The 26,629-nt window shown below is 40.7% G+C and carries 18 protein-coding genes and 5 tRNA genes; all 23 read right to left on the bottom strand.

The window, feature by feature from the left end:
- Nucleotides 1-225: 225 nt before the first annotated feature.
- Nucleotides 226-4,518, bottom strand: coding sequence for a DNA-directed RNA polymerase subunit beta' (gene rpoC / locus HMPREF1535_RS24565; RefSeq protein ID WP_007654173.1), 4,293 nt, complete (start codon nucleotides 4,516-4,518; stop codon nucleotides 226-228).
- A gap of 74 nt (nucleotides 4,519-4,592) precedes the next feature.
- On the bottom strand, nucleotides 4,593-8,405 hold the full coding sequence (rpoB, locus tag HMPREF1535_RS24560) for a DNA-directed RNA polymerase subunit beta (protein WP_010800482.1): 3,813 nt from the start codon (nucleotides 8,403-8,405) through the stop codon (nucleotides 4,593-4,595).
- Nucleotides 8,406-8,512: 107 nt separating this feature from the next.
- Nucleotides 8,513-8,890 carry a 50S ribosomal protein L7/L12 gene (rplL, locus tag HMPREF1535_RS24555; RefSeq protein ID WP_007654177.1) on the bottom strand — a complete coding sequence of 126 codons (378 nt, stop codon included), beginning with the start codon at nucleotides 8,888-8,890 and terminating at the stop codon, nucleotides 8,513-8,515.
- Between the two features lie 44 nt (nucleotides 8,891-8,934).
- Entirely contained in the window at nucleotides 8,935-9,465 is a 531-nt protein-coding gene (rplJ, locus tag HMPREF1535_RS24550; RefSeq protein WP_007654179.1) for a 50S ribosomal protein L10, read from the bottom strand.
- 17 nt (nucleotides 9,466-9,482) lie between these two features.
- Nucleotides 9,483-10,181, bottom strand: coding sequence for a 50S ribosomal protein L1 (gene rplA, locus HMPREF1535_RS24545; RefSeq protein ID WP_007654180.1), 699 nt, complete (start codon nucleotides 10,179-10,181; stop codon nucleotides 9,483-9,485).
- Nucleotides 10,182-10,196: 15 nt separating this feature from the next.
- Nucleotides 10,197-10,640, bottom strand: a complete 444-nt coding sequence (rplK, locus tag HMPREF1535_RS24540) for a 50S ribosomal protein L11 (RefSeq protein ID WP_007654181.1) — start codon at nucleotides 10,638-10,640, stop codon at nucleotides 10,197-10,199.
- Nucleotides 10,641-10,703: 63 nt separating this feature from the next.
- Nucleotides 10,704-11,246 carry a transcription termination/antitermination protein NusG gene (gene nusG, locus HMPREF1535_RS24535; RefSeq protein WP_010800483.1) on the bottom strand — a complete coding sequence of 181 codons (543 nt, stop codon included), beginning with the start codon at nucleotides 11,244-11,246 and terminating at the stop codon, nucleotides 10,704-10,706.
- A 12-nt stretch (nucleotides 11,247-11,258) separates the two neighbouring features.
- On the bottom strand, nucleotides 11,259-11,453 hold the full coding sequence (gene secE / locus HMPREF1535_RS24530; RefSeq protein WP_007654183.1) for a preprotein translocase subunit SecE: 195 nt from the start codon (nucleotides 11,451-11,453) through the stop codon (nucleotides 11,259-11,261).
- Nucleotides 11,454-11,472: 19 nt separating this feature from the next.
- Nucleotides 11,473-11,545 (bottom strand) — tRNA-Trp (locus tag HMPREF1535_RS24525).
- Nucleotides 11,546-11,593: 48 nt separating this feature from the next.
- Nucleotides 11,594-12,781, bottom strand: coding sequence for an elongation factor Tu (gene tuf, locus HMPREF1535_RS24520; protein WP_010800484.1), 1,188 nt, complete (start codon nucleotides 12,779-12,781; stop codon nucleotides 11,594-11,596).
- Between the two features lie 51 nt (nucleotides 12,782-12,832).
- Nucleotides 12,833-12,904: transfer RNA gene (locus HMPREF1535_RS24515), tRNA-Thr, on the bottom strand.
- Nucleotides 12,905-12,915: 11 nt separating this feature from the next.
- Nucleotides 12,916-12,988: transfer RNA gene (locus tag HMPREF1535_RS24510), tRNA-Gly, on the bottom strand.
- A 51-nt stretch (nucleotides 12,989-13,039) separates the two neighbouring features.
- Nucleotides 13,040-13,122 (bottom strand) — tRNA-Tyr (locus tag HMPREF1535_RS24505).
- A gap of 22 nt (nucleotides 13,123-13,144) precedes the next feature.
- Nucleotides 13,145-13,218, bottom strand: a tRNA-Thr gene (locus HMPREF1535_RS24500).
- Nucleotides 13,219-13,315: 97 nt separating this feature from the next.
- Nucleotides 13,316-13,615: a ribosome hibernation-promoting factor, HPF/YfiA family gene (gene hpf, locus HMPREF1535_RS24495; RefSeq protein WP_007654185.1), complete on the bottom strand. Its 300-nt coding sequence runs from the start codon at nucleotides 13,613-13,615 to the stop codon at nucleotides 13,316-13,318.
- A 2-nt stretch (nucleotides 13,616-13,617) separates the two neighbouring features.
- On the bottom strand, nucleotides 13,618-14,514 hold the full coding sequence (locus HMPREF1535_RS24490; protein ID WP_046147928.1) for a tyrosine recombinase XerC: 897 nt from the start codon (nucleotides 14,512-14,514) through the stop codon (nucleotides 13,618-13,620).
- 73 nt (nucleotides 14,515-14,587) lie between these two features.
- A complete protein-coding gene (gene rpsU, locus HMPREF1535_RS24485; protein WP_007654191.1) occupies nucleotides 14,588-14,779 on the bottom strand; it encodes a 30S ribosomal protein S21 in 192 nt (63 codons plus the stop codon).
- A gap of 163 nt (nucleotides 14,780-14,942) precedes the next feature.
- On the bottom strand, nucleotides 14,943-16,361 hold the full coding sequence (locus HMPREF1535_RS24480) for a TolB family protein (RefSeq protein WP_007654197.1): 1,419 nt from the start codon (nucleotides 16,359-16,361) through the stop codon (nucleotides 14,943-14,945).
- The gene (locus tag HMPREF1535_RS24475) at nucleotides 16,358-18,040 is read right to left on the bottom strand and encodes a DUF6057 family protein (protein WP_046147927.1); all 1,683 of its coding nucleotides are present in this window, start codon (nucleotides 18,038-18,040) and stop codon (nucleotides 16,358-16,360) included. Before HMPREF1535_RS24475 ends, HMPREF1535_RS24480 begins: the two co-directional genes overlap by 4 nt.
- Complete coding sequence (locus HMPREF1535_RS24470; protein WP_235438380.1) at nucleotides 18,037-20,238, bottom strand: hypothetical protein; 2,202 nt, start codon at nucleotides 20,236-20,238, stop codon at nucleotides 18,037-18,039. Before HMPREF1535_RS24470 ends, HMPREF1535_RS24475 begins: the two co-directional genes overlap by 4 nt.
- Nucleotides 20,239-20,487: 249 nt before the next feature.
- A complete protein-coding gene (locus tag HMPREF1535_RS24465; protein ID WP_235438381.1) occupies nucleotides 20,488-21,420 on the bottom strand; it encodes a DUF1735 domain-containing protein in 933 nt (310 codons plus the stop codon).
- Nucleotides 21,421-21,515: 95 nt separating this feature from the next.
- On the bottom strand, nucleotides 21,516-23,507 hold the full coding sequence (locus HMPREF1535_RS24460; protein WP_046147924.1) for a RagB/SusD family nutrient uptake outer membrane protein: 1,992 nt from the start codon (nucleotides 23,505-23,507) through the stop codon (nucleotides 21,516-21,518).
- A gap of 12 nt (nucleotides 23,508-23,519) precedes the next feature.
- Nucleotides 23,520-26,624 carry a SusC/RagA family TonB-linked outer membrane protein gene (locus HMPREF1535_RS24455; protein WP_046147923.1) on the bottom strand — a complete coding sequence of 1,035 codons (3,105 nt, stop codon included), beginning with the start codon at nucleotides 26,622-26,624 and terminating at the stop codon, nucleotides 23,520-23,522.
- Nucleotides 26,625-26,629 lie beyond the last annotated feature (5 nt).

Genomic DNA, 26,629 nt, shown 5'->3' with positions numbered 1-26,629 from the left:
CATTCGTTTTTTCGAGTGAATGACACTAAAGTAAACAATACCCCCCTATTTACATTCTCTTGGACGAAATTTATTTCATGGATGTTTCATGATACTTTATATAGTTAGTTAATATAGGCGACAGACAAAAGTAAGAGTTCTATACTGATTAAGCAAATTACTAAAAACAAAAAAGGCTTCCGGAAATAAACCGAAAGCCTTCTTTTATATTATATGATAAGCTATTTACTCATCATCTCTGTCCATCGCATTGAAATCAACAACATTCTTGCGGTTGGCAAAGATACGTTCGAATTCATCTTTAGCACCGACAACCAACTTGTCGAAATCTCTCTGACCTGTACCAGCCGGGATCAAGTGACCGCAGATAACGTTTTCTTTCAAACCTTCCAGACGGTCTACCTTTCCGTTGATAGCAGCTTCGTTCAACACCTTCGTAGTTTCCTGGAAAGATGCGGCAGACATAAAGCTGTTTGTCTGCAATGCAGCACGTGTAATACCCTGAAGGATCTGATTTGCAGTAGCAGGAACAGCGTCACGAACTTCTACAAGTTTCATGTCACGACGTTTCAACATACTGTTTTCGTCTCTCAGCTTACGGGCTGTTACGATCTGACCAGCCTGCATTGTCTGAGAATCTCCCGGATCCATAACAACTTTCTTGCCCCAGATACGATCGTTCTCATCCATTACTTCCAGCTTATCAACCACCTGCTGTTCCAGGAAGCGAGTATCTCCCGGATCAACCACTTCTACTTTACGCATCATCTGACGAACGATAACTTCGAAGTGTTTGTCGTTAATCTTCACACCCTGCAGACGGTAAACGTCCTGTACTTCGTTCACGATATATTCCTGAACAGCCGTCGGGCCCTTGATAGCAAGGATATCCGAAGGAGTGATAGCACCGTCGGACAACGGCATACCGGCACGGATATAGTCATTTTCCTGAACCAAAAGCTGTTTTGACAATGGCACCATGTACTTCTTCACTTCACCCAACTTAGAGGTTACAGTGATTTCACGGTTACCACGTTTGATCTTACCGAATCCAACTTCACCGTCGATTTCAGAAACGACAGCCGGGTTAGACGGGTTACGAGCTTCAAACAACTCGGTAACACGGGGAAGACCACCGGTGATATCACCAGCCTTACCTACTGCACGCGGTATCTTAACCAAAACTTCACCAGCCTTAACAGGATCGCCGTTCTCTTTGACAACGTGAGCGCCCAGCGGCAATGAATAGTTTTTCAGATAATTACCGTTTTCATCAACGATGTGAGCAGCCGGAGCTTTTGTCTTATCCTTAGACTCGATAATGATCTTTTCTTTCAAACCTGTAGTTTCGTCACTTTCAACTTTGTAAGTAACACCTTCTACAACGCTTTCAAATTCGATCTTACCGGAAACTTCCGATACGATAACGGCATTGAACGGGTCCCATTCAATAATTACGTCCCCCTTGCTAATCTTGTCTCCGTTATTGAAGAACAATTTAGAACCGTAAGGGATATTATGAGTCAGTAATACAATCTTCGTATTCGGATCAACGATACGCATTTCAGCCAGACGGCTTACTACTACCTGATACTTCTTACCTGCTGATGCATCATCAGCTTCTACGGCACGAAGTTCGTCGATTTCCAGAATACCGTCGTATTTAGATGTAATACTGTTTTCTGTTGCAATGTTAGATGCGATACCACCGACGTGGAATGTACGCAGTGTCAACTGTGTACCCGGCTCACCGATAGACTGTGCTGCGATAACCCCGACAACTTCACCCTTCTGAACCATACGGCCTGTAGCCAGGTTACGTCCGTAACACTTAGCACAAACACCTTTCTTGGATTCACAGGTAAGTACCGAACGGATTTCCACACTTTCGATAGGAGAATCCTGGATCAGCTTAGCAGCGTCTTCGCGAATTTCTTCACCGGCAGCAACAATCAATTCACCAGTCAACGGATGCTGGATATCATGAACAGATACACGTCCCAGGATACGTTCATACAGAGAAGCGATAACTTCTTCGTTATTCTTCAATTCCGTACAAATCAGACCACGAAGCGTACCACAGTCTTCTTCATTGATGATAACGTCATGCGATACGTCTACCAGACGACGAGTCAGGTAACCGGCATCGGCAGTCTTCAACGCGGTATCGGCCAAACCTTTACGAGCACCGTGGGTAGAGATGAAGTACTCCAACACAGACAAACCTTCTTTAAAGTTTGAAAGGATTGGGTTTTCAATAATCTGACCACCTTCAGCACCACTCTTCTGCGGTTTTGCCATCAAACCACGCATACCGGACAACTGACGAATCTGTTCTTTAGAACCACGGGCACCAGAGTCCATCATCATGAATACAGAGTTAAACCCGTCATTGTCATTTGTCAGCTGTTTCATCAGGATATTAGATAACTTACTGTTGACATGTGTCCATGTATCGATAATCTGGTTGTAACGTTCGTTGAAGGTAATGAAACCCATGCTATAGTTAGCCAGAATCTGTTCCACTTCATCGTAACCTTCTTTTACCAGGTCATCTTTTTCTGGCGGAATAAGCACGTCGGCCAGGTTGAATGACAGACCGCCCTTAAATGCCATGTAGTAACCCAGGTTCTTGATATCATCCAGGAACTGAGCCGTACGGGCAACACCACATATCTTGATTACTTTACCGATAATATCACGTAAAGATTTCTTTCCTAATACTTCATTGATATAACCAACTTCGAAAGGAACGAATTCATTTACCATCAAACGACCGATAGATGTTTCGATCATTTTACGCACCAGCTTGCCATCTTCTTCTACGTTATCAACGTAAACCTTGATTGGTGCATGGATATCTACTTTCTTTTCGTTATATGCAATAGTCGCTTCTTCCGGTCCGTAGAATACCAGACCTTCTCCTAATGTACCCTTACGCATCTTGGTGATATAATACAGACCAAGCACCATGTCCTGAGAAGGAACGGTGATAGGCGCACCATTAGCCGGGTTCAAAATGTTATGAGAAGCAAGCATCAGCATCTGTGCTTCCAGTACAGCTTCATTTCCTAAAGGCAAGTGAACAGCCATCTGGTCACCGTCGAAGTCGGCGTTGAATGCCGTACAAGCCAACGGGTGCAACTGGATAGCCTTACCTTCGATCAGTTTAGGCTGGAATGCCTGGATACCCAAACGGTGCAGTGTCGGTGCACGGTTCAGCAACACAGGGTGACCTTTCATTACATATTCCAGGATATCCCAAACAACCGGTTCCTTACGGTCCACAATCTTCTTGGCAGACTTAACCGTTTTAACGATACCGCGTTCGATCAATTTACGGATAACGAAAGGTTTATAAAGTTCGGCAGCCATATTCTTCGGCAGACCGCACTCATGCATTTTTAATTCAGGACCTACAACGATAACCGAACGGGCAGAGTAATCAACACGTTTACCCAACAAGTTCTGACGGAAACGACCTTGTTTACCTTTCAAACTGTCGGACAATGACTTCAACGGACGGTTAGCATCTGTCTTAACGGCACTCGATTTACGAGAGTTGTCGAACAGAGAGTCCACAGCTTCCTGAAGCATACGTTTTTCATTACGTAAGATTACTTCCGGAGCCTTAATATCGATTAATCGTTTCAGACGGTTATTACGGATAATAACACGACGATACAAATCATTCAAGTCGGATGTAGCGAAACGTCCGCCATCCAACGGAACCAACGGACGCAATTCCGGCGGAATAACAGGAACGACCTTTACGATCATCCATTCCGGTTTGTTACGGCCTCTGGATGCACGGAAAGATTCAACAACCTGCAAACGTTTCAACGCTTCGTTCTTACGTTGCTGTGAACCGTCCGTACTTGCACGGTGACGCAGTTCGTAAGATAGAGAATCCAAATCCAGACGAGCCAGCAAATCATAAACGGCTTCAGCACCGATCTTTGCAATGAACTTGTTAGGATCCGTATCTTCCAGCATTTGGTTTTCCTTTGGCAGGTTATCCAGAATCTGCAAGTATTCTTCTTCCGAAAGCAGGTCTAATTCAGCAACAGTGTCTACACAACCCGGCTGAATAACCACATAACGTTCATAATAAATGATAGAATCCAGTTTCTTGGTAGGCAAGCCTAACAGATACCCGATTTTGTTGGGTAGAGAACGGAAATACCAGATATGAGCGACAGGAACAACCAGATGGATATGTCCCATACGTTCGCGACGCACTTTCTTCTCTGTAACTTCTACCCCGCAACGATCGCAGACAATACCTTTATAACGGATACGCTTGTATTTTCCGCAATGACACTCATAGTCCTTGATCGGACCGAAGATACGTTCGCAGAAAAGACCGTCGCGCTCAGGTTTGTACGTACGATAGTTAATCGTTTCCGGTTTCAGAACTTCACCACTAGAGTTTTCAAGAATCTCTTCAGGAGAAGCCAGACCGATGGTTATTTTTGAAAAGTTACTCTTTATCTTGTTTTCTTTTCTAAAGGCCATATTGTTTATTTATAAAGAGTTATCAATAGATAAAGTAGATGAGCCGAAACCCACCTACTTATATTGTTGTTGAATTAATCCAGAGTAAAGCTTAAACCTAAACCTCTCAGCTCATGGAGCAATACATTCAGAGATTCCGGAATACCCGGTTGTGGCATCGGATCACCCTTCACAATTGCTTCGTAAGCTTTAGAACGTCCTACAACGTCGTCAGACTTAATTGTAAGAATTTCCTGAAGAACATGTGCGGCACCGAAGGCTTCCAGTGCCCAAACTTCCATTTCTCCGAAACGCTGACCACCAAACTGAGCTTTACCACCCAGAGGCTGTTGAGTAATCAAAGAGTACGGACCGATTGAACGGGCGTGCATCTTATCATCAACCATGTGACCCAGTTTCAGGAAGTACGTAACACCTACGGTTGCCGGCTGGTCGAAACGCTCACCGGTTCCACCATCGTACAGGTAAGATTTACCATACCGAGGAATACCAGCTTTGTCAGTCATCTCGTTCAGGTCATCCAGTGATGCACCGTCGAAAATCGGAGTAGCAAACTTCACTCCCATCGTTCTACCGGCCCAACCTAATACTGCTTCAAAAATCTGTCCCAGGTTCATACGGGAAGGCACACCCAGCGGGTTCAAGCAGATATCAACCGGAGTTCCGTCTTCCAGGAACGGCATATCTTCCTGACGAACGATCTTGGAAACAATACCTTTGTTACCGTGGCGACCGGCCATCTTATCACCTACCTGAATCTTACGTTTCTTAGCAATGTAAACCTTTGCCATCTGAACGATACCTGTCGGCAGTTCATCACCGATAGTAAGGTCGAATTTCTTACGTCTCAGTTCGGCATCCAGTTCTTTATATTTCTTCAGATAGTTCAGGATCACCTGCTTGATAAGTTCGTTCTTATCAGCATCGGCAGTCCATTTACTAACCTGAACAGCATTGTAATCCAGATCTTCCAAAGCCTTGCGACCAAACTTAGCGCCCTTCGCAATCACTTCAGTATTCATGTAGTCTTTAACACCCTGAGAAACTTTATTGTTAGTAAGCGTCAATAACTTTTCTACCAGTAAGTTCTTCAGGTCGGCCATCTTCATTTCGTATTCTTCATCCAACTTCGGAAGAATAGCCTTATCTGTCAATCTAGACTTACGTTTCTTAACAGCTTTAGAGAATAAAGCCGTATCGATAACAACACCACGAAGAGACGGAGTCGCTTTCAAAGAAGCATCTTTCACATCACCAGCCTTATCACCGAAGATTGCACGCAGCAATTTTTCTTCAGGAGAAGGATCCGATTCGCCCTTCGGAGTAATCTTACCGATCAGAATGTCACCCGGTTCGATACGGGCACCCACACGAACAATACCTCTTTCATCCAAATCTTTGGTAGCCTCTTCACTAACATTAGGGATATCGGATGTAAGCTCTTCCATACCACGTTTAGTTTCGCGCACTTCTAGGATATATTCATCCACGTGAACAGAAGTAAAGAAGTCCTCACGAACCATACGTTCGTTCAGTACGATAGCATCCTCATAGTTGTAACCTTTCCAAGGCATGTAAGCCACTTTCACGTTACGTCCCAAAGCAAGTTCACCCAGTTGAGTCGAATAACCCTCAGTCAGGATATCACCAGCCTCTACACGTTGGCCACGGTGACAAATCGGACGAAGGTCTACAGTCGTACTCTGGTTAGTCTTACGCCACTTCGGAATAACATAGGTCTTAACCGCATCTTCGAAGCTTACGAAATCTTCGTCTTCAGTACGGTCATATTTAATCTTGATACAAGTTGCATCAACAAAAACAACTTCACCGGCACGTTCTGCCATAATCTGAGTACGGGAGTCGCGAGCAACCTGTGCTTCGATACCTGTACCAACGATCGGAGCATCCGTACGCAACAAAGGAACTGCCTGGCGCATCATGTTAGATCCCATCAATGCACGGTTAGCATCATCATGTTCCAGGAACGGAATCAAAGAAGCTGCGATAGAAGCAATCTGCTGCGGAGCAACGTCCATCAAATCTACTTCTGAAGGCGGCACAACAGGGAAGTCTGCTTCAAAACGAGCTTTAACCCTTTCTAGAATAAACTTACCGTTTTCATCCAACGGAGCATTACCCTGTGCAATGGTCATTTCTTCTTCCTCTTCCGCTGTATAATATTGCAAAGAATCTTCTGAAAAATCTACCTTACCATCCACAACTTTACGATATGGGGTAGATATAAATCCCAGGTCATTGATTTTTGCATACACACAAAGAGAAGAGATCAAACCAATGTTCGGTCCTTCCGGTGTTTCAATCGGACAAAGACGGCCATAGTGTGTATAGTGAACGTCACGAACCTCGAATCCGGCACGCTCTCTTGACAAACCACCCGGTCCAAGGGCAGACAGACGACGTTTGTGAGTAATTTCAGCCAACGGGTTTGTCTGGTCCATAAACTGCGACAAAGCATTCGTTCCGAAGAAGGAGTTAACTACAGAAGAGATAGTCTTCGCGTTAATCAAATCGATCGGAGTAAATACTTCATTGTCGCGAACGTTCATACGCTCACGTACAGTACGTGACATACGAGCCAGACCGATACCGAACTGGTTGTATAACTGTTCACCTACAGTACGAACACGACGGTTACTTAAATGGTCGATATCATCCACGATCGCTTTTGAGTTAATCAATTCGATCAGATACTTGATGATCTCGATTATATCTTCTTTTGTCAAAACCTTAACATCATCACTGGTAGTAAGGTTCAACTTTTTATTAATCCTATAACGGCCTACTTCACCTAAATCATAACGTTTTTCAGAGAAGAACAGGTTCTGTATAACTTCACGGGCACTTGCTTCGTCTGCAGGTTCTGCATTACGCAACTGACGGTAAATATATAATACAGCCTCTTTTTCAGAGTTACTGGGGTCTTTCTGAAGCGTATTATAGATGATTGCATAATCTGAAAGATTCTGGTCTTCACGATGTAACAATACATTTTGTGTACCAGATTCCAGAATTGCTTCAATACTGTCGCTATCCAACACCGATTCACGGTCGATGATAACGTCATTACGTTCAATAGAAACAACTTCGCCAGTATCTTCATCTACGAAATCTTCCACCCAGGTTTTCAATACACGGGCAGCCAGCTTACGACCGATCAGTTTCTTCAGGTTTGCTTTTGAAACTTTTACTTCTTCAGCCAGGTTAAAGATTTCAAGAATATCTTTATCGCTTTCAAAACCAATAGCTCTTAAAAGGGTAGTTACAGGTAATTTCTTTTTACGGTCGATATATGCATACATCACATTGTTAATGTCTGTTGCAAATTCGATCCATGAGCCTTTAAACGGAATGATACGTGCCGAATACAATTTCGTTCCGTTGGCATGTGTACTCTGACCAAAGAATACGCCTGGAGAACGATGTAACTGTGAAACAACAACACGCTCAGCACCATTTATCACAAAAGTACCGCGATCAGTCATATAAGGGATCGGACCCAGATATACATCCTGGATAACCGTATCGAAATCCTCATGATCCGGGTCTGTACAATACAGTTTTAACTTTGCTTTTAAAGGCACACTATAGGTTAATCCGCGGGCAATACATTCATCTATGCAGTAACGGGGCGGATCGATATAGTAATCTAAGAACTCCAACACAAAGTTGTTTCTGGTATCTGCAATTGGGAAATTCTCTGCAAACACCTTATACAACCCCTCCTTCTTTCTTTTCTCAGGAGGTGTGTCAAGTTGAAGAAAGTCTTGGAATGACTTCAATTGAACTTCGAGAAAGTCCGGATACGGAAACTGATTCTTAATCGAAGCAAAATTAACTCTTTGGTTTTCAGCTGTTGAAGACATCTAGTAAGGAATTTATTGAACTTATTGAAATTATAGACACAAAAAGGTTAAGAATCTCCTTTTAGGGAGACTCTTAACCAAATCACCTGGAAACCAGGTTATAAATACTATTTAAGCTCAACTTCAGCTCCAGCTTCTTCCAACTGTTTCTTTAATCCTTCAGCGTCAGCTTTAGCGATTCCTTCTTTGATTGCGCTAGGTGCACCGTCAACTAAATCTTTAGCTTCTTTCAAACCAAGACCAGTTAATTCTTTTACTGCCTTAACAACAGCCAATTTATTAGCACCAGCTGCTTTCAAAATTACATCGAAAGAAGTCTTTTCTTCTTCTGCAGCAGCAGCGCCACCAGCAGCAGGACCAGCAACAGCAACAGCTGCAGCAGCAGGTTCAATACCATATTCTTCTTTAAGGATTGTAGCCAGTTCGCTAACTTCTTTTACGGTCAGGTTTACTAATTGTTCTGCAAAAGCTTTCAAATCTGCCATTTTTGTATGATTTAAATGATTGTTTACTGTAAAATATTAAATAATTATCTTTCTTCCAAAGTCTTCAACAGACCATGGATAGTTTGTCCTGATGACTGAAGAGCAGAGATAACGTTCTTCGCCGGAGATTGCAACAATGCAATAACGTCGCCGATAAGTTCGTTTTTGCTCTTGATATTTACAAGGGCTTCCAGGTTTTCAGCACCGACATAGAAACTTTCCTGTACATAGGCTGCTTTCAATTCCGGTTTAGCCACTTCGCCTTTCTTGGCACCTTTAGTAAATTCTTTTATCAGACGAGCAGGAGCGTTAGCTGTCTGTGAAAACATAACAGCTGTATTGCCTTTCAAAGCAACCTGCAGCGGTGAGAAATCACCACCTACATTTTCCAGTGCTTTTTTAAGCAAGTTGTTCTTAACAACAACCAACTTGATTTCCTGTTTGAAACATTCTCTTCTCAATTTGCTTGTTTTCTCAGCATCCAATGCTTCGATATCAGTCAAATAGAAATTAGGATATTCCTTTACAGTTTCTGTAAGCTGGCTTATAACTATGCCTTTATCTTCCTTTTTCATTGTCCAACAATTTTAAATTAGTTTTCTTCAACTGATTTCGGGTCAATCTTAATACCCGCGCTCATTGTACTAGAAAGATAAATGCTCTTTATATATGTACCTTTAGCTGCAGACGGTTTCAACTTCAAAAGAGTTGAAATAAATTCCTTAGCGTTATCACGAATCTGATCGGCATTGAAAGATACCTTTCCGATTGATGTATGAACGATACCAGATTTGTCTACTTTAAAGTCGATCTTACCTTGCTTAACTTCCTTCACTGCGTTGCCGATTTCATTGGTAACCGTACCGCTCTTAGGGTTAGGCATCAAACCACGAGGGCCTAATACACGACCTAAAGCACCGATCTTACCCATGATAGAAGGCATAGTGATGATAACGTCAATATCAGTCCAACCACCTTTAATTTTGTCAATATACTCATCCAAGCCAACATAGTCAGCTCCAGCAGCAGTTGCTTCAGCTTCCTTGTCTGGTGTACATAATGCGAGAACCCTAACTTGTTTTCCTGTTCCGTGAGGCAATGAAACCACGCCTCTAACCATTTGATTGGCCTTACGGGGGTCAACTCCTAAACGAACATCCACATCTACAGATGCATCAAACTTAGAAGTAGTAATTTCTTTTACTAATGCTGATGCTTCTTTTAATGTATATGCTTTCCCAGCTTCAATCTTGCCCAAAGCCAACTTTTGATTTTTTGTCAGTTTACTCATTTCAATTGAAGTTTATTAATTATTACCCGGGAATGTCCCTTTAACAGTTATACCCATACTTCTAGCTGTTCCGGCAACCATTTTCATGGCAGCTTCAACAGTAAAACAGTTCAAGTCGACCAGTTTGTCTTCTGCAATAGTTTTTACCTGATCCCAAGAGATTTCTGCAATCTTCTTACGGTTCGGCTCAGCAGAACCACTCTTCTGTTTAGATGCTTCCAATAACTGGATAGCAACAGGAGGGGTTTTAACGACAAAGTCGAAAGACTTATCAGCATAGTAAGTAATTACCACAGGTAATATCTTACCAGCCTTGTCTTGGGTTCTGGCATTAAATTGCTTGCAAAACTCCATAATATTAATACCCTTAGAACCTAAGGCAGGTCCTACTGGGGGAGAAGGGTTTGCTGCTCCTCCTTTAATCTGCAATTTGATTTGTCCAGCAACTTCTTTAGCCATTTTTCTAAAATTTAGATATATAACATCAATAACAGAAAGAAAATACTTCTCGTAACAAAAGTATTACTCCTTCTCAACTTGCATATAACCCAACTCAAGCGGGGTTTTACGTCCGAAGACCTTCACCATCACTTTAAGTTTCTTTTTCTCGGCGTTGACTTCTTCGATTACACCAGTAAAACCGCTGAACGGTCCGAAGGTGATCTTAACACTCTCGCCAACATAAAATTGGACATCCAGTTCTTCCTGTTGATCCTGCAATTCGTCAACCGTACCTAAAATACGATTCACTTCAGAAGGACGCAACGGAACCGGGTTATCAGACCCGCCCAAAAATCCGATTACATTGGGAATGTTTCTTAATCGATGAGCGACTTCTCCGACTAATGCAGCTTCTACCAATACATAACCCGGCAAGTAAGCTCTTTCTTTCATCACTTTCTTACCATTACGCACCGTAAAAGTCTTCTCCGTAGGTATCAGAACCTGGTTGACATATTCACCCAGATCTGTGTTCTTCAACTCAGCCTCGAGATACTCTCTGACTTTATTCTCCTTACCACTGATGGCACGCAGAACATAAAATTTCTTTTGGATATCAGACATATCTAAAACTGATTAAAAGATTTTCTCGTAGAAGAAACGCATTACGCTTTCGAAGCCTAAGTCCACAACAAAGATTACTGCTGCAATTATAAGGGAAGCAAACATAACAACCACAGCACTATTGGAAAGCTCTGTTCTAGTAGGCCAAGAAACTTTATAAACAAGTTCGTTATAAGATTCCTTAATATAAGTAATTATCTTTTTCATCGAATCTATAGATTTTTAGCACGGAAGGAGAGGCTCGAACTCCCGACACCTGGTTTTGGAGACCAGTGCTCTACCAACTGAGCTACTTCCGTAAAAATAGCCAGTCCTGTTACAGACTGGCTACATGATTTATGTATGAATTAGTTTTCTAATTCTGTAATCTGACCAGCACCTACTGTACGTCCACCTTCGCGGATTGCGAAACGAAGACCTACGTTACAAGCTACCGGGTAGATCAGTTCAACGTCGATTGTTACGTTATCACCAGGCATAACCATTTCAGTTCCTTCCGGAAGAGTAATTTCACCTGTTACGTCCAATGTACGGATATAGAACTGAGGACGATATTTGTTGTGGAACGGAGTGTGACGACCACCTTCTTCTTTTTTCAGGATATAAACCTCAGCTTTGAAGCGAGAGTGTTCTTTAACCTTACCCGGATGGCAGATAACCATACCACGTTTGATTTCGTTCTTGTCGATACCACGAAGCAACAAACCTACGTTGTCACCAGCTTCACCCTGATCCAACAGCTTACGGAACATTTCAACACCAGTTACAACTGATTTCTTTCCGTCAGCACCCAGACCGATGATCTGAACTTCTTCACCAACTTTTACGATACCTGCTTCAATACGACCTGTTGCTACAGTACCACGACCAGTGATAGAGAACACGTCTTCAACCGGCATCAAGAAAGGTTTATCAACATCGCGCGGAGGCAGAGGAATCCATGTATCAACAGCTTCCATCAACTCCATAACTTTGTCTTCCCATTTCGGGTCGCCATTCAATGCACCCAGAGCAGAACCACGGATGATCGGAGTGTTGTCACCATCGAAATCATAGAAAGAAAGAAGTTCTCTCATTTCCATTTCAACCAATTCCAACATTTCTTCGTCGTCAACCATGTCACATTTGTTCATGAAAACAACCAGCTTCGGTACGTTTACCTGACGAGCCAACAGGATGTGTTCACGAGTCTGAGGCATAGGACCATCAGTTGCAGCAACTACGATGATAGCACCGTCCATCTGAGCAGCACCAGTTACCATGTTCTTTACGTAGTCGGCGTGACCCGGACAGTCTACGTGAGCATAGTGACGGTTTGCAGTCGAATACTCTACGTGAGAAGTGTTAATTGTAATACCTCTTTCTTTTTCTTCAGGAGCGTTGTCGATAGAATCGAATGAACGCAGTTCTGAAAGACCTTTCTTTGCCAATACTGTTGTGATAGCAGCTGTCAAAGTTGTTTTACCGTGGTCAACGTGACCAATCGTACCAATGTTCACATGTGGTTTCGATCTGTCAAATTTCTCTTTTGCCATAACTTAATTGTTCTTTATTTGATTAATGATCATGTTCTAAATATCATCTTGAGCCGGTGCCGAGACTTGAACTCGGGACCTCTTCCTTACCAAGGAAGTGCTCTACCGCTGAGCTACACAGGCGAAATAAAAAGAGCGGAAGACGGGGCTCAAACCCGCGACCCTCAGCTTGGAAGGCTAATGCTCTATCAACTGAGCTACTTCCGCAATTTTAAATCTTTCACGAACCAATTCTCGCTTAGAATTGTTCCTTAGTAGTGGGCAGTGATGGATTCGAACCACCGAAGTCGAAAGACAGCTGAGTTACAGTCAGCCCCATTTGGCCACTCTGGTAACTGCCCATTTCAAATTTCAATTCTTTTGAGCCTCTTGTCGGATTCGAACCAACGACCCCGAGATTACAAATCACGTGCTCTGGCCAACTGAGCTAAAGAGGCAAACCTTCTTTCTAAAAGAAGCCGTTTCGTCGGGTAGGCGAAACGGCTGCAAATTTAGATATTATTTCTTACATACCAAATTTATCTACCGTTTTTTTTATTTGGCTCTGATTTTTTCCTTGAATTTAACTAATTGCTTTTCCAAAGCTTCAACACATTCGTCAATTGACTCTTCAAAAGTGTCGTTTACCTTCTCCGCAAAGCAATCGCCATTCTTTATTTTTAAACGTACAGCAGCCTCTTTATTCTTAGCAGCTTCAGGCTTCACGACCTTTAATGTTACTTCTGCCAATATTATGCCGTCGAAGTATTGCTCCAACTTACTAACTTTCTTCTGAATAAACGCTTCTAACTGCGCTGTAGCGTCAAAATGGATTGCTTGAATTCTAATGTCCATAATTAACCTCCTTCTTTTTTAGCTCTTGGATGAGCATGATACACTTTTTTTAATTCCTCAAAGGTTGTATGTGTGTAAACGCTGGTTGAAGCCAAACTACTGTGTCCGAGCAACTCTTTCACAGCGTTCAACTCTGCTCCATTATTCAACATACTTGTTGCAAACGAATGTCTCAAAACATGAGGGCTACGTTTCGCCAATGTTGGGATCTCCGACAGTTTCTTCTTTACTATAGTATATACGATACCTGCCGACAACTGCTCCCCGTTTTTTCTTACAAAAAACCATCCGCTCTCCGAACCAACTTCACGATTTCGAACTTCAGTGTATGCTTGTATCAAGTTCTTTAACCCTTCTGCAAATGGAATCAACCGCTGCTTGTTACGCTTACCTGTCACACGTATCTGCATCGCTCCGAAATCCACATCGGAATCTTGTATTCCGATCAATTCCGAACGGCGGATACCTGTATCATACAGCATTTCAAGTATCAGACGATCCCTTACACCTTCAAAATCCTCATCAAATCCATCTCCATCCAACAACAACTCCATTTCCTTATCTCTTACAAAATAAGGTAACGGTTTTTTTGTCTTCGGTCCGGTTATTAACCTTAATGGATTCACAGAGATGCTTCCCTGCTTCATAAGGAATTTAAAAAAAGACTTCAAAGAACTTAATTTCCGATTGACCGACACCGGAGAAATCTTCTCGTCCATTAAAGAAACGATCCAACTTCTGACTAAATCCGCATCGACATCTCCCGGAACAAATATGCTTTCCTTATTCAATTTCACATATTCTTCGAACTGACGCAAATCTTTCGAATAAGCCTCTATCGTATAATTGGAGTAATTCCTTTCATACCGAAGATAATCTAAAAATGAATCTATCAACATATCTGCGTTGCATCAACTATTATGCAACGAAAATAGGAATAAGAATTCAATAAAACAAGCCTGACAGGATATTTTATTCTTCTACCTGCTGCAATTGCTGAACGTAAACCGCACGCATGTTTTGTTTTCTCTTTTCAACAGAGGGTTTTATAAAAGCCTGACGACTTCTCAGTTCTTTTACCACACCTGTCTTTTCGAACTTTCTTTTAAATTTCTTAAGCGCTTTTTCAATGTTTTCGCCTTCTTTCAATGGAACTACGATCATAATTTAATTTATTATATTGTTTTTAATTACATCCTCAAAATGGGCAGCAAAATTACTGATTCTTTCGTTATTAGCAAAACTTTCCGGAATTTATTTTACGAAGCCTCCACAAAATAAGCTAAAACCCGATCCGTTATAAAACTCTTTGTAGCAGCAAGACACATCATCTCTCCATAACCGCCTCCAGATCCTTTTCGCTTGTGCAGACCGGCCCCTTCATAAATTCGGGTACATTATAAGACTTATATTGAAAAAAATAAGAATCACTCCTTTTTTGTGGTAATAAAAAAGGCTTTCCTGCATGTCCGGAAGAATCTATATGAGCCAGATACAAGCAAGTAAAAAGCCCTGTCATCCGACGGCTACTAAAAACGATCCAATGACCTTCCGACGACCAGGAATGATAACTTTCCGTTTCTTCCGAATTTAAGATCGATGTATCTACTTCTCTTTGGTTATGCAAATCAAACATACATAAGTCCGCATCCCGATGCCAGATAGAAAAATTACCATAAGCATGTCGCGTGTATAGCATAAAACGCCCGGAGGGTGATATTTTAGGGAAAGAGATACTGGCATTTAGTGTATCGACTCGTATCACCGTATCAATTTTACTTCCCAAAGTCCCTTTCTCCAAATCCACATCCAGGCTACATAAATGATATCGTACGTAATTAAATGAATCCGGTAACGATATTGCAGGAGCAGAGCAAAAGTATAACTTTTTTCCATCGGAAGAGAAACAGGGAAAAGTCTCATAAGCATCAGCCGACGATAATAGAGAACTGGTTAAAAGTATATTCTTTTGTACATCCAGGATCACAATATCCGAGTGCAGATCCATCACCTCAATGCGATTCCTGTGCTGTGAATGTACTGCCTGTACCGTCTTGTTTACAGAAAAAGCTATATATTTACCTGATGAATGCCAAGATGGATAAACTAAAGTTTTTATTTTTTCGGAATAATCCGTATTCAATTTACTAACAACTCCATCTTTAACTAAAATAGTTCCTGCCGGTTTAGGGCGCTGATGGAATATATACTCTTCCGGGTTTCCTTGATTGGTCGCATGACAATTCACACAAATTTCTTTTACTCTTGAATTTTCAAAAATAGCATCCTCTTCATAATTAGCCAAACAACGTTGATAAATCCCCATATTCCCCCACACCTCATATCCTGGCTCAATCAGGCGATATGAAAGATAAGGATCTATCGGATCCGAGGATATATATATCTTAAAAGAATCAACGCAGTTCCACAAATGGTCAGTCTTTTTCTGAATATAAACATTCATTACACTATCAGATGTCACTAACTCTCTCCATTCGAGTGAAGAAAAACGCACCTCTTTACCCCGGCGATTTAACTGTTTGGTTCGTGTACATAATAATACCTGAACATTCTCGTTCACTTCCGGTAGATTTACATAAAAAGATAACGGTGCAATATCAACCGGAATTGTAACATTTCTGTAATCAGGAAATATAAGTTCTCTCGTTGCATAACCAGGTCTCTCTTCTTCACAACAAGACAAAAACAGAATTACATACCAGCAAAACAATAAATATTTAATCATAAACGAACAGGATTAAAATCGTAATAATACCAATAACTACTTGTATAACAATGAATATCCCTATTCTCCATATTCGTAGATATATCCAAGTGATTCGTCTTACAAAAGGATTGATAAGCCAGAAAACGCTCTTTCAACGAATCCGGTATAAAGAAATAATCAAGTATTTGAGGGTTGCTTTGTGCTCCCAGAAAAATTGCCTCCTGATAAATAACCGGGACATTTTTCTCATTTTTATAGAAATAGTAAAATGCTTTCAAAAACTCATTCAGGTTCTTATCCAACAAATATGAGCATAGAACAAAATCTGCCAACTTCTTATTATGCACATTATCATAAGCCAACAGGTCTATGTCTTGGAGATATACAAAATTATCGGCCTGAGATTCGACTCGTCTCAAACAAAGAGTGTCCACCTCCCAATTCCGATAAACCCATGTTTTGTGTAAATAGGAAAGATATTTATCTACAACTGCATACTCTCCCATCTCCCAATTACATGTTGCCAGCATTTTTAAAGTCTGTGGATATCCGACTGATCGTGCACAAACATTACATTCAAAAGCATACTTCCGAGCCGATGCTATATCTCCATAGTAATAACATATCTTTTGTAGTGTCATAGAAACAAACGGCGTCATATTCCAATCGACAAACAGCCCTTTACTCCCCTGCTGTGTATACATAAGCAAAGAGTCTGCCAAAACGCCCTGTTCTGCCAAAGCCAAGTTTTGATAATTAAGACATAATAAATCCGTAGGTTTCTGTTTCTTACAATTATGTAATATCTTTTCCCATTTTTTGTGATCTGCATAATACGCATATTTTTTTACCGGCAAAGACTTTCTATCATCATATCCTGACAATAAAAAAGCACCACAGAGTAAAAATATAACGACCTGAGTACCCATCCTCCAATATCTATTCTTTATCGCAACAAAGACAAAGCCAAATAATGGACTCAACAATGGACTGAAAGCCAATAAAAACCACGGAGCATAAATCACCCATCTGGCTCCCCCTTTCAATACATATATCCCATCAGCAAAACATATGATCTCCGAATAATACAGATATCCGGCATAATTCAAATAAAACACCAGTAATATTGTGAATAGCGCAGGAATAAGAAGCAGACCGATTTTTAGCCTGTACACCTTTATTTCCTGGATCAATAAAGAAACAGCAAAGGCGACAAAAACCGATCCGGCTATCAGATATAGCAAGCAGATCATCAAACATCCGGTCAGGATACGTACGGACTCTTTTTGAATACGCTTATAAACCAACAGAAAAACCACACAAAACAAATAAGCAACGACTCCTCCATAAAGAAAATTAAAATCAAGAATATCAATCAGTAGAAATAATAAAATGAAACCCTCCAATAAAAAACAGTTTTTATTGAAAGAGACGTATTGCTTTATTAACCCGGCTATACATACTAATAATAATGCTGAAACAAACTCACCTACCAGCGGATAATAAAAAAACTGTACCAGAAACTCACCCAAGTACACTGATAAGCCTCCAGGATGAGAAACCGTTTCAAACAGATAGTCCTCCGAAAACATAAACAACTGAAACTGCTCAATATAGAAAAAATGATAACTATATCCAATCTGCAACAATAAAAATAATAGAATGAACAGGCTTATATAAAACAATTTACTCATCATTCTGCATTTTTCAATAAATTACCCGAATACCGATACAACTGTCCGCTCTCATCCACGCCCTCAATTACCACATGATATGAAGCCGGGAGATCCGAAGCATAAAATTCCACACTTCCTTCTCCCTGAGAGTCTATTTCCAAAGTAGGATTCCAATAAAGAGTACTGCGTATATCCATTTTTTCCGACTTTTTTTCATCAGGTGTCTCATATACCGGATGATAGAATTGATCCGGTTTCACATACCCTTGCGAATGGAATAAAGCTACCCCCTTCCTCTTGCGATTCATCGCTTCCGGTTTCAATGTAATCACTACAGCAGGAGTCGACTTACTTATAGAACCGTATTTACATCGTTTCTGATCCCTAAACACATCAAAGCTCCTCATATCATCCGGATAAATTGTTTCCAATATATAATTATCATCCCAACAGCACATCCCATCAATCACGACAAGTGGATCACTTACATCTGCGCCTCCCATAGCTTGTCTGAATAAATCTTTTGCAGTCCTGGACACCGACTTTCCAAGCATATCTTCTGTCATGGAATAATCAGCCCACACACGTTCTGCCTTTTCTTTGGCTGTCTGAGTCCGTTTTCCTTCAATCACGACATCTTCCAGATTGATTACACGCATACCACCGGCGTCCATTGCAGAAGATAGATAATGTGGATTAAAAACAAACAATGAATCAGGGAATAAATTTTTGTCTTCTACAACAGGAACGGTTTCTTCGTCCATCTTTATATCGACAACTGCCAGACCTTTTTTACTTCGGGCTTGTACGACAAAAGTCGTTGAGTCACAATAATCAATCCCATCCAACAAAAAACAACCTTTTTCATCCGACTCCAACGTCCTGACTAGATTATTTGCAGGATCGACTGCGACTATTGCCGCATCTTTTGCCTCTTTACCGAAAAAATTCAAAATCCTTCCACTTATATATTGCCCCTTCTCCACAAAATAATCAGGCATTAACGATTGCTCTGCAAAAGGAGTAATATCAAACCGACTCCAGCCATGTGTCAACATCAATAAATCCAACCCTCTTATAGTTGTTCTGGACTTCTCTTTAAAATACCATCCGGGATTCTCCACAAATCCCTTCAAATCCGACACAAGTAACAGATCAGAGTAAATATTGCTTGACAGTGAATCCACAGAAACCGAATTATTATCCGTAATGCTTAATGAAAAAGAGCCTTTTGCCGGCAATCCCGATTCATTATCCAACCTGATATTTATTTTTATTTTTTCCCGACGCTTATATGTATCTTTATCAGTTTGTAAAGTCCAATAGCTTTCCTTCTTTGGATAATTAAATATCAGTCGTTCACTCAATTTATTACCAGCCTGATCCATCAACAGAAAATGAGAAATACCATCCGGAAAATAAGAAGAACTAATAACACCCGTATGATTCTCTTTACTTATCGGCAATAAAAAACGAAGTAATCCTCGCGTATGACCAATCAAATATAGGGAATCCGATTGTTGACTATCCGGCAGTGATGAAAATATCTGATAACGTATTTTTCCGGCCGATTGATTTAATGATAATGTAATGCCTGAATCTTCAGCTTTTGGTAATTGTATCTTTTTCTCTTCACATCCGGGAGAACGGACTAATGCGTAATATGAATTATCCTTCGCCGGAAGAAAAGAAAAAGTTCCCATTCCATCATGCTCGCTCTTCACTTGTGTTAGCGTATCCCCTGACTGATTGACTATATATCCTTCCAACATTCCACTATAACCATTTGAACGCTGACATTTAAAAGCCATTTGCTGACGATATCCCGTTAATAAATGTCCTCCCTCCGGAAAAAAAGAAACACTAAAATCATTTTTACTTATATCTTTCTTCTTTAGTTCCAAAGTATCCGGCCTATCCAAAGTATTGGCTATCGGAATATTTTTTTGAAAGAAAAAGTTTACATTAGCATTACGCATCCAATTTGTATATCCCCTCAATGTATATTCTCCTACAATCATATCCGTTGGTAATAGTAAATTACCCCAAAAGCCACCTTCATTTTTCTTTACTTTTTGCCTACAAACAATTTTATTATTCTGATTTACCAATTCCACATAAATAAAATTATCCGGCATATCCGGAGCATGGGTAGACGAGTTCACCAGATATCCTTTAAACCAAATTTGCTCTCCTGCAGCATAATAAGGTTTATCCAAATGCAAATACAACTTTTCCTGTTGAACTGTTTGAAGATTTAAAAAAAAGGAGATTATCTGTTCACTTGTTGTTTTTTCCCGAAACAAACGAAATGACATTCCATTCAATAGGACACAGACGATAGTTATAAATAGGAATTTCATAAATCAACTGATATTTTTCATCATTCTCTCACTGTGTTTTATAGTAGGTCCAAAAAACAAAACCATCGTTCCCGCCTTTTGGACCTACCGATAATCAGTATGATACTACTTCGCTAACTGTTTCATATTTTCAGTAACAACAACCCAATCACTCCATTCTGCCTCCAATCCTTCCGAAGCAGGAGAAACTAAAGTCCGATATCGATAAGAAATATGGAATCTCATTATTCCCAGTTCTTCTCCGTACCGATTCGATTCAACCACTGTCAGGACTTCTTTATCTTCCTCACTTCCAAGCATCTCAACTTGTATATTTTCCTTATTATAAGGATAGACTGTCAATGGATAATAAGAAACACCTTTATAATTCAGCGTTTTTTCTTCGCCAATCTTTACAATAACGCTATATTTATTGATTAACTCCAGATCTGCCTTATTTCCACTGTTTTCCATACCTGCGTTAATCCTTACTTCCTGCTTACTTAAAGGATACATACGCTTATTGGCTGCAATTTTAGAAACAGGCCCATCACCGACCTGGCGAGTACCTCTCATCGACATTAATGTATTGTCCTTTTCCGATGCAAAATCATTCTCCAGAACAACCTGATAAAGCACACGGTTCTTCTTTGGATTAATTTCATAAGCTGAAACGCCTGTCAACTTCAATGGTATCATATATAAAGAGTCCGGAGAAAGTCCTTCCGGACGTATCTTGATCGGCAATAAAGCATAAGGCATTTCTCCCCCCTGCTTCATTGTTACCGAATATGACTCGATCGTGTATTTAGACGGATCCAATCTTTTTGCATATTTATCCGTATCCAAATCATAGTTCAGCAGATTATATTCACCCAACAACTCTTCATCAGGCTCCAACGTAAACGTTATATCCTGATCTATGTCCAATGTCCCTCCTGCATATAAAGTTAAATAACCAGTACTTTCTGTTTCATTTAGCGAATGAACAACCTGAAAAGCCATATTATCATCACTTAACACATAAAGCACCTTTTTATATTGTTCTTCCTTAAACATATCACTTTGGTTACAAGCGAGAAGTCCGGAAAAAAACAAACATGCGGTTATTCTATATATTACCTTGTTTATCATATCCATATATTTTAATATTATTAATTATCCCATCCCGGATTTTGATCCATTTTCGGTACTTTTCTGATCTCCTGGCGACTAATAGGCAACCAGATCATTTTTCTTTCGACTTTACGATTTCTGGCTATCGGATGATTGACCACCGTACGCTCATAATAACCGTCTTTACGTGATTCGGTGTCCATTCCGACAATAGGCTCTTTGTCGACTTCTTCATAAATACCCCAGCGACGTACGTCATAGAAACGACGATTCTCATGTAAAAACTCGATCATTCTTTCGCGTACTATTAAATCAAACATTTGATCAGGGGATGATAATTCAGCAGATGTCAATCCCGGAAGCCCGGCACGGTAACGGATCATATTAAAATATTTAGCCATCTCATTCACATCCCTGGTAAATGTCTGACTATTACCTTCAGCATCTGTAATGGTATGCCCTCCCGTCAGGTTGTTGAGTGCTTCCACATAAGAAAGAAGAATTTCTGCATATCGGATTATAGGGAAAGGTTTTTCCAGTGTTTCCGCATCATTTCCGGCCCAGGCATCGTCTTTGTGGATAAACTTCTTGATTACGTAACCTGTGATCGGGTAATTTCGAATATCTGAATTTGTACGGTCTTTCCCGGAGTTCCCTCCCTTAAAATAGGTGATCGTCTGATTTCTGCGTCCACTCTCGCTTGTAGAAAGACAAGGCCAAAAACATTCACTGAAACCGATAGAGGCATAAAAGCGCATTTCTCTGTTCATATACATATTATATACACCATTATTCAACTGATAACCGGAGAAGGATTGCTTCTCACTGGAAAATCCGATTTCCGAATAAGGATATTCTTCGCTCGAGTCGTTGATATCACGACCGTCTACCATATAATACGCATCTACAATCTTTTGAGGAATAGCCATACCATTCCAGCCACCTAAATTATCAATAGGAAACGCATGCCGGGTATAGTTTCTTACATTACTGGAAATACGCCCCCACACAAATTCCGTATTTTTTTGAGACAACGCTTCTCCTGTAAACATATCGCTATACGACTTGAAAGGGTCGATATTTCCCGCCCCATTGGGAAAATCTCCCGAAGGAACATTTTTGGGTAACGGCATAGTTGTCGAATCTCGTTTTACCGTATATAACTCATAAACTCCCATATCAATCACCCGTTTTGCTGCCGCAGCGGCAACCGCCCATTTCTTTTCGTCATATTGCTGTGAAACATAATCAACTCCATCGACCGTACGTTTCCACGATGCAAAATGGGTTTTAGCAGCTGCACCACCGTTAAACAAGGGACTTGCCTGCTGCAAACGCAGACGCGCAATCAGCCCGTAAGCCGCTCCACGGGTAGGACGTCCGAATTGCCCCATAGAAACAGTAAGAGGTATATATTTCGCAGCCAACTCCAACTCATCACAAATATAATCTACCGACTCGTCATAGGTCGCTCTTTCCCGGTTGTAATACTCCGGTTTCTCATTCGTCTCCAGGGTTTCATCACCTATCAAAACAACCGGACCGAAATTCATCAATATATGATAATAGGCATAAGCACGCATAAAATGAGCATATCCTAATATCTCACGCTCTTCTAAGGTCGTAAGGTCTTTACACTCATCTATTCGTTGAAAAATAAGATTGGTTTTCCGTATGATCTTATACATTTGCGGCCAGACATTCATACTCATCAGGTTGTCAGGATTTATATTTCCCAACACAAATTGCGTACCCGGATACTCATCATGGTCCCACATAGTAAAAGCTTCATCCGAACCGACAACTCCCGGTGTATACGTACTACCCCAAATAGCTCCTTCATCATAAAAAAAGGCTGCCGTACCCCATAAATATTGTTGTAAATTCAACTTATTCTGAAAGATAGAATCATATCCCAACGTATCCATAAAATAATCATCAACATTCAGATAATTACACGAACTCATAGAACAATACAAAGCAATAAAAGCAACAATGATTAAATGCTTCAAATATCTTAAATATCTCATATTCCGTTATTTTTAGAAATTAACATACATCTGTATCGCATACCGGGCCGGTATCGGATATACATTCCCGTTTTTACCGGCTTGCTCCGGATCTACCGTCTTTACCTTATCCCATACACAAAGATTATAGCCGACCAATTGAAGGTCTACAGAGGAAATTCCTACATTGTTCAACCAACCTAAAGACTTCAGGTTGTAGGTCAAGCTGATTTCCTGTAAACGCAAATATTTGGAATTACCTTTCCAGAAAGTCGAGACTTGTGTATTGTTCTCATTCTTTCCATAAGTCAAACGAGGAAACATGGCATCAGGATTTTCTGTAGACGGATCTCCTGAATACCAGGCCGGAGTCCATCGGTTTGCCTGGATGCCAGCCTGTACCGGAACATTACCTACTACCGCTTTATGGAACGGTATATACCCCATTTCATACACATCATAATTACCATAACCATCCGGTAAACCGGCTTTGTAATAGTCAGTGTTACCAGTACCTTTAAACAATACCGACAAGGTTAGATTTTTATATCTGAACTCACCACCAAAACCATACATCAACCGTGGATAATCAGAAAAAGATAAAGGAACCTTGTCGTCAGTCGTTATTTTTCCATCTCCATTGACATCTTTATATTTGATATCCCCTGGGCGAACCGTACCGAACTGGGCTGGACTACTTGCCACATCCTGGTCATCCTTAAACAACCCTAAAGCTATATATCCTCTCTGTATATTCAACGGATTACCGGCAATACGTTGATACTCATATTTAGGATATGCCTGTTCCCAGTCTTGAACATCATTTGTCGAATAGGTAAAGTTTCCACGAACCGTAAAAGCAAAATCTTTACCAAATGTTTGTGTATACGAAATATTACCATCAGATCCATAACTTCTCATACGTCCGACATTACCAAAAGGCATCGTTATAATACCTGCAAAATCAGGAACCTGGGTACGCTGTTGGAAAATACCTTCCCGTTGATCATTAAAAAAGTCCACAACAAAATTCACTCGTTCATCAAACAAACGACCTTCAATACCTAAATCCGCTTTTGTTGATTTTTCCCAGGCCAGATTATCCGCGCCGACGATAGACTCGTTTACCCCCCAGGAATAACGACTTCCCCAACCGGTATTCGCAGTCGAATTGATAATAGTCAAATAAGGGAATCGTTTATCCGAAATACGGTCGTTACCTACTTGCCCGTAAGAGAATCTGAATTTCAAGAAGTTCAACCAAGGCAACGCTTTTTTCATAAAATCATAGTTTGTCGGAACCCAACCGACTGCACCGGAAGGGAAAAAACCGAATTGTTGTCCAGGACGGAAATTTTCAGAACCGGTATAACCAAAGTTAGCATCAATGAAATAAGTATCCTTAAAACCATATGTCACACGTCCGGATAACCCTTGATACCTCTTTGGTATCGCATCCATACTTGTTTTTACATTATATGTGTCTTTCTCATCACTCATATAGTAGTAAAGTAGTCCGGTAAAACGATGATCGTCACCGATCATATTTTCATAATTCACATTTGCTTCAAAATGGTATTTACGCCATTGCCGCTGATAATTCATAAACTGAGCCGCTTCCGCATTAATTTTCTTTACCAACTTCAACTCCCCGTCAGTCGAACGTCCCACCGCATAATACATATCAGGTAAAACATAGCGCGTTTCATCATAGTAACTCTTATTATTTAAAGCACCCTGTATCTTTACTTTTAACCCCTTCAGAATCGGAGAAAAATCCTGAGTTAAAGCAAGCGTCACCATATTGGAATAGGTCTCGGACGTTTTCATCCCCGTATGGTTCAACATCACATAAGGAGAATACTGGCTACCCGTTCCATAAGCCGGTAACATACCGTTTGAATATTTAGTTGGAATCGTAAGGGGAGTCAGAGCGGCTTGTGCATACCACAAATAGTCGGTATTTGCCATACCCGGTTCTTTTTTAGATGTTAAAGTTCCGTCGAGTCCCAAATAGACTTGAGTCGTCTTCGTCACATTAACATCCAAGTTCGTTCTATAATTATATGTATTATATCCGGAACCGGCCTTATATTTACTATTCTTATCCTGTTTATAGGCGGCGCCTTCATCAGACATACCCAAACTGATGAAATAACGGGCAATACTACCTCCCCCCTGCGCATTGATATAATAAGTTTGCTGCAAAGACGTCTTATTCAAAACCTCATTCTGCCAGTTTACGTCCGGATATAAATCCGGGTCAAGCTGGTATTTGATCAAATCCATTTCCATGGGAGAATATAAAGGCGTTGATCCTGATACTACCCGAGCTTCATTGGCCAGTTTGGCATAATCGTAAGCTCCCACGTATTCCGGCAAACGCTTCAATGTAGATACTGTCAAATTTGCGCGCGCTGTAATTCTCAAACGATCCACCGTTCCACGTTTGGTTGTCACCAATACAACCCCATTAGCACCTCTCACCCCATATACTGCGGTTGCAGAGGCATCCTTCAGTACAGAAAAACTTTCAATATCAGCCGGTTCTATATGACTCAGATCCCCTTCCAAGCCGTCAATAAGTACCAAAGCACTACTATTTGCACCGAAAGTACTCATACCGCGAACCCAGAATTCCGATATATTTTTACCGGGCTCTCCACTCGTTTGTAAAGAAATTACTCCGGCAACTCTACCTCCCAGCATATTATTGATCGACGTAGACGGTACTTGCAAATCTTTTGTATCAACAGTTGAAACAGCACTAAGCACACTGATTTTCCGTTGTTTATTACCCATAGCAGTAACAACAGCTTCCTCCAACTGAACCGAAGAAGTTACCATTTTTACAACCAAATTCTTTTCTTCCTTTGCGACTTGGTATTCAAAATTATCATATCCCAAATAAGTAAAGACAATCATATCGCCTTTACTGGCCTTTATTAAAAATTTACCGTCTATATCCGAAGCCGTACCGACACCCGGACGATCCTTCAGGTATACATTCACTCCTGATAACGGTTCATTATTAAATGACGGATCAATAATTGTTCCTTGTATCGTAAATGTTTGCTTCTGTGCGACCACAACCAGAGCACACCATAGCAACATTTGTATGATGAAGAGTCTTTTCATACCAT

Origin of the sequence: Parabacteroides goldsteinii DSM 19448 = WAL 12034 (genome assembly GCF_000969835.1) — a bacterium.
GTDB classification, from domain to species: domain Bacteria; phylum Bacteroidota; class Bacteroidia; order Bacteroidales; family Tannerellaceae; genus Parabacteroides; species Parabacteroides goldsteinii.
The sequence above is the reverse complement of the archived record's forward strand: the minus strand, read 5'-3'. Positions and strand labels throughout refer to the sequence as shown.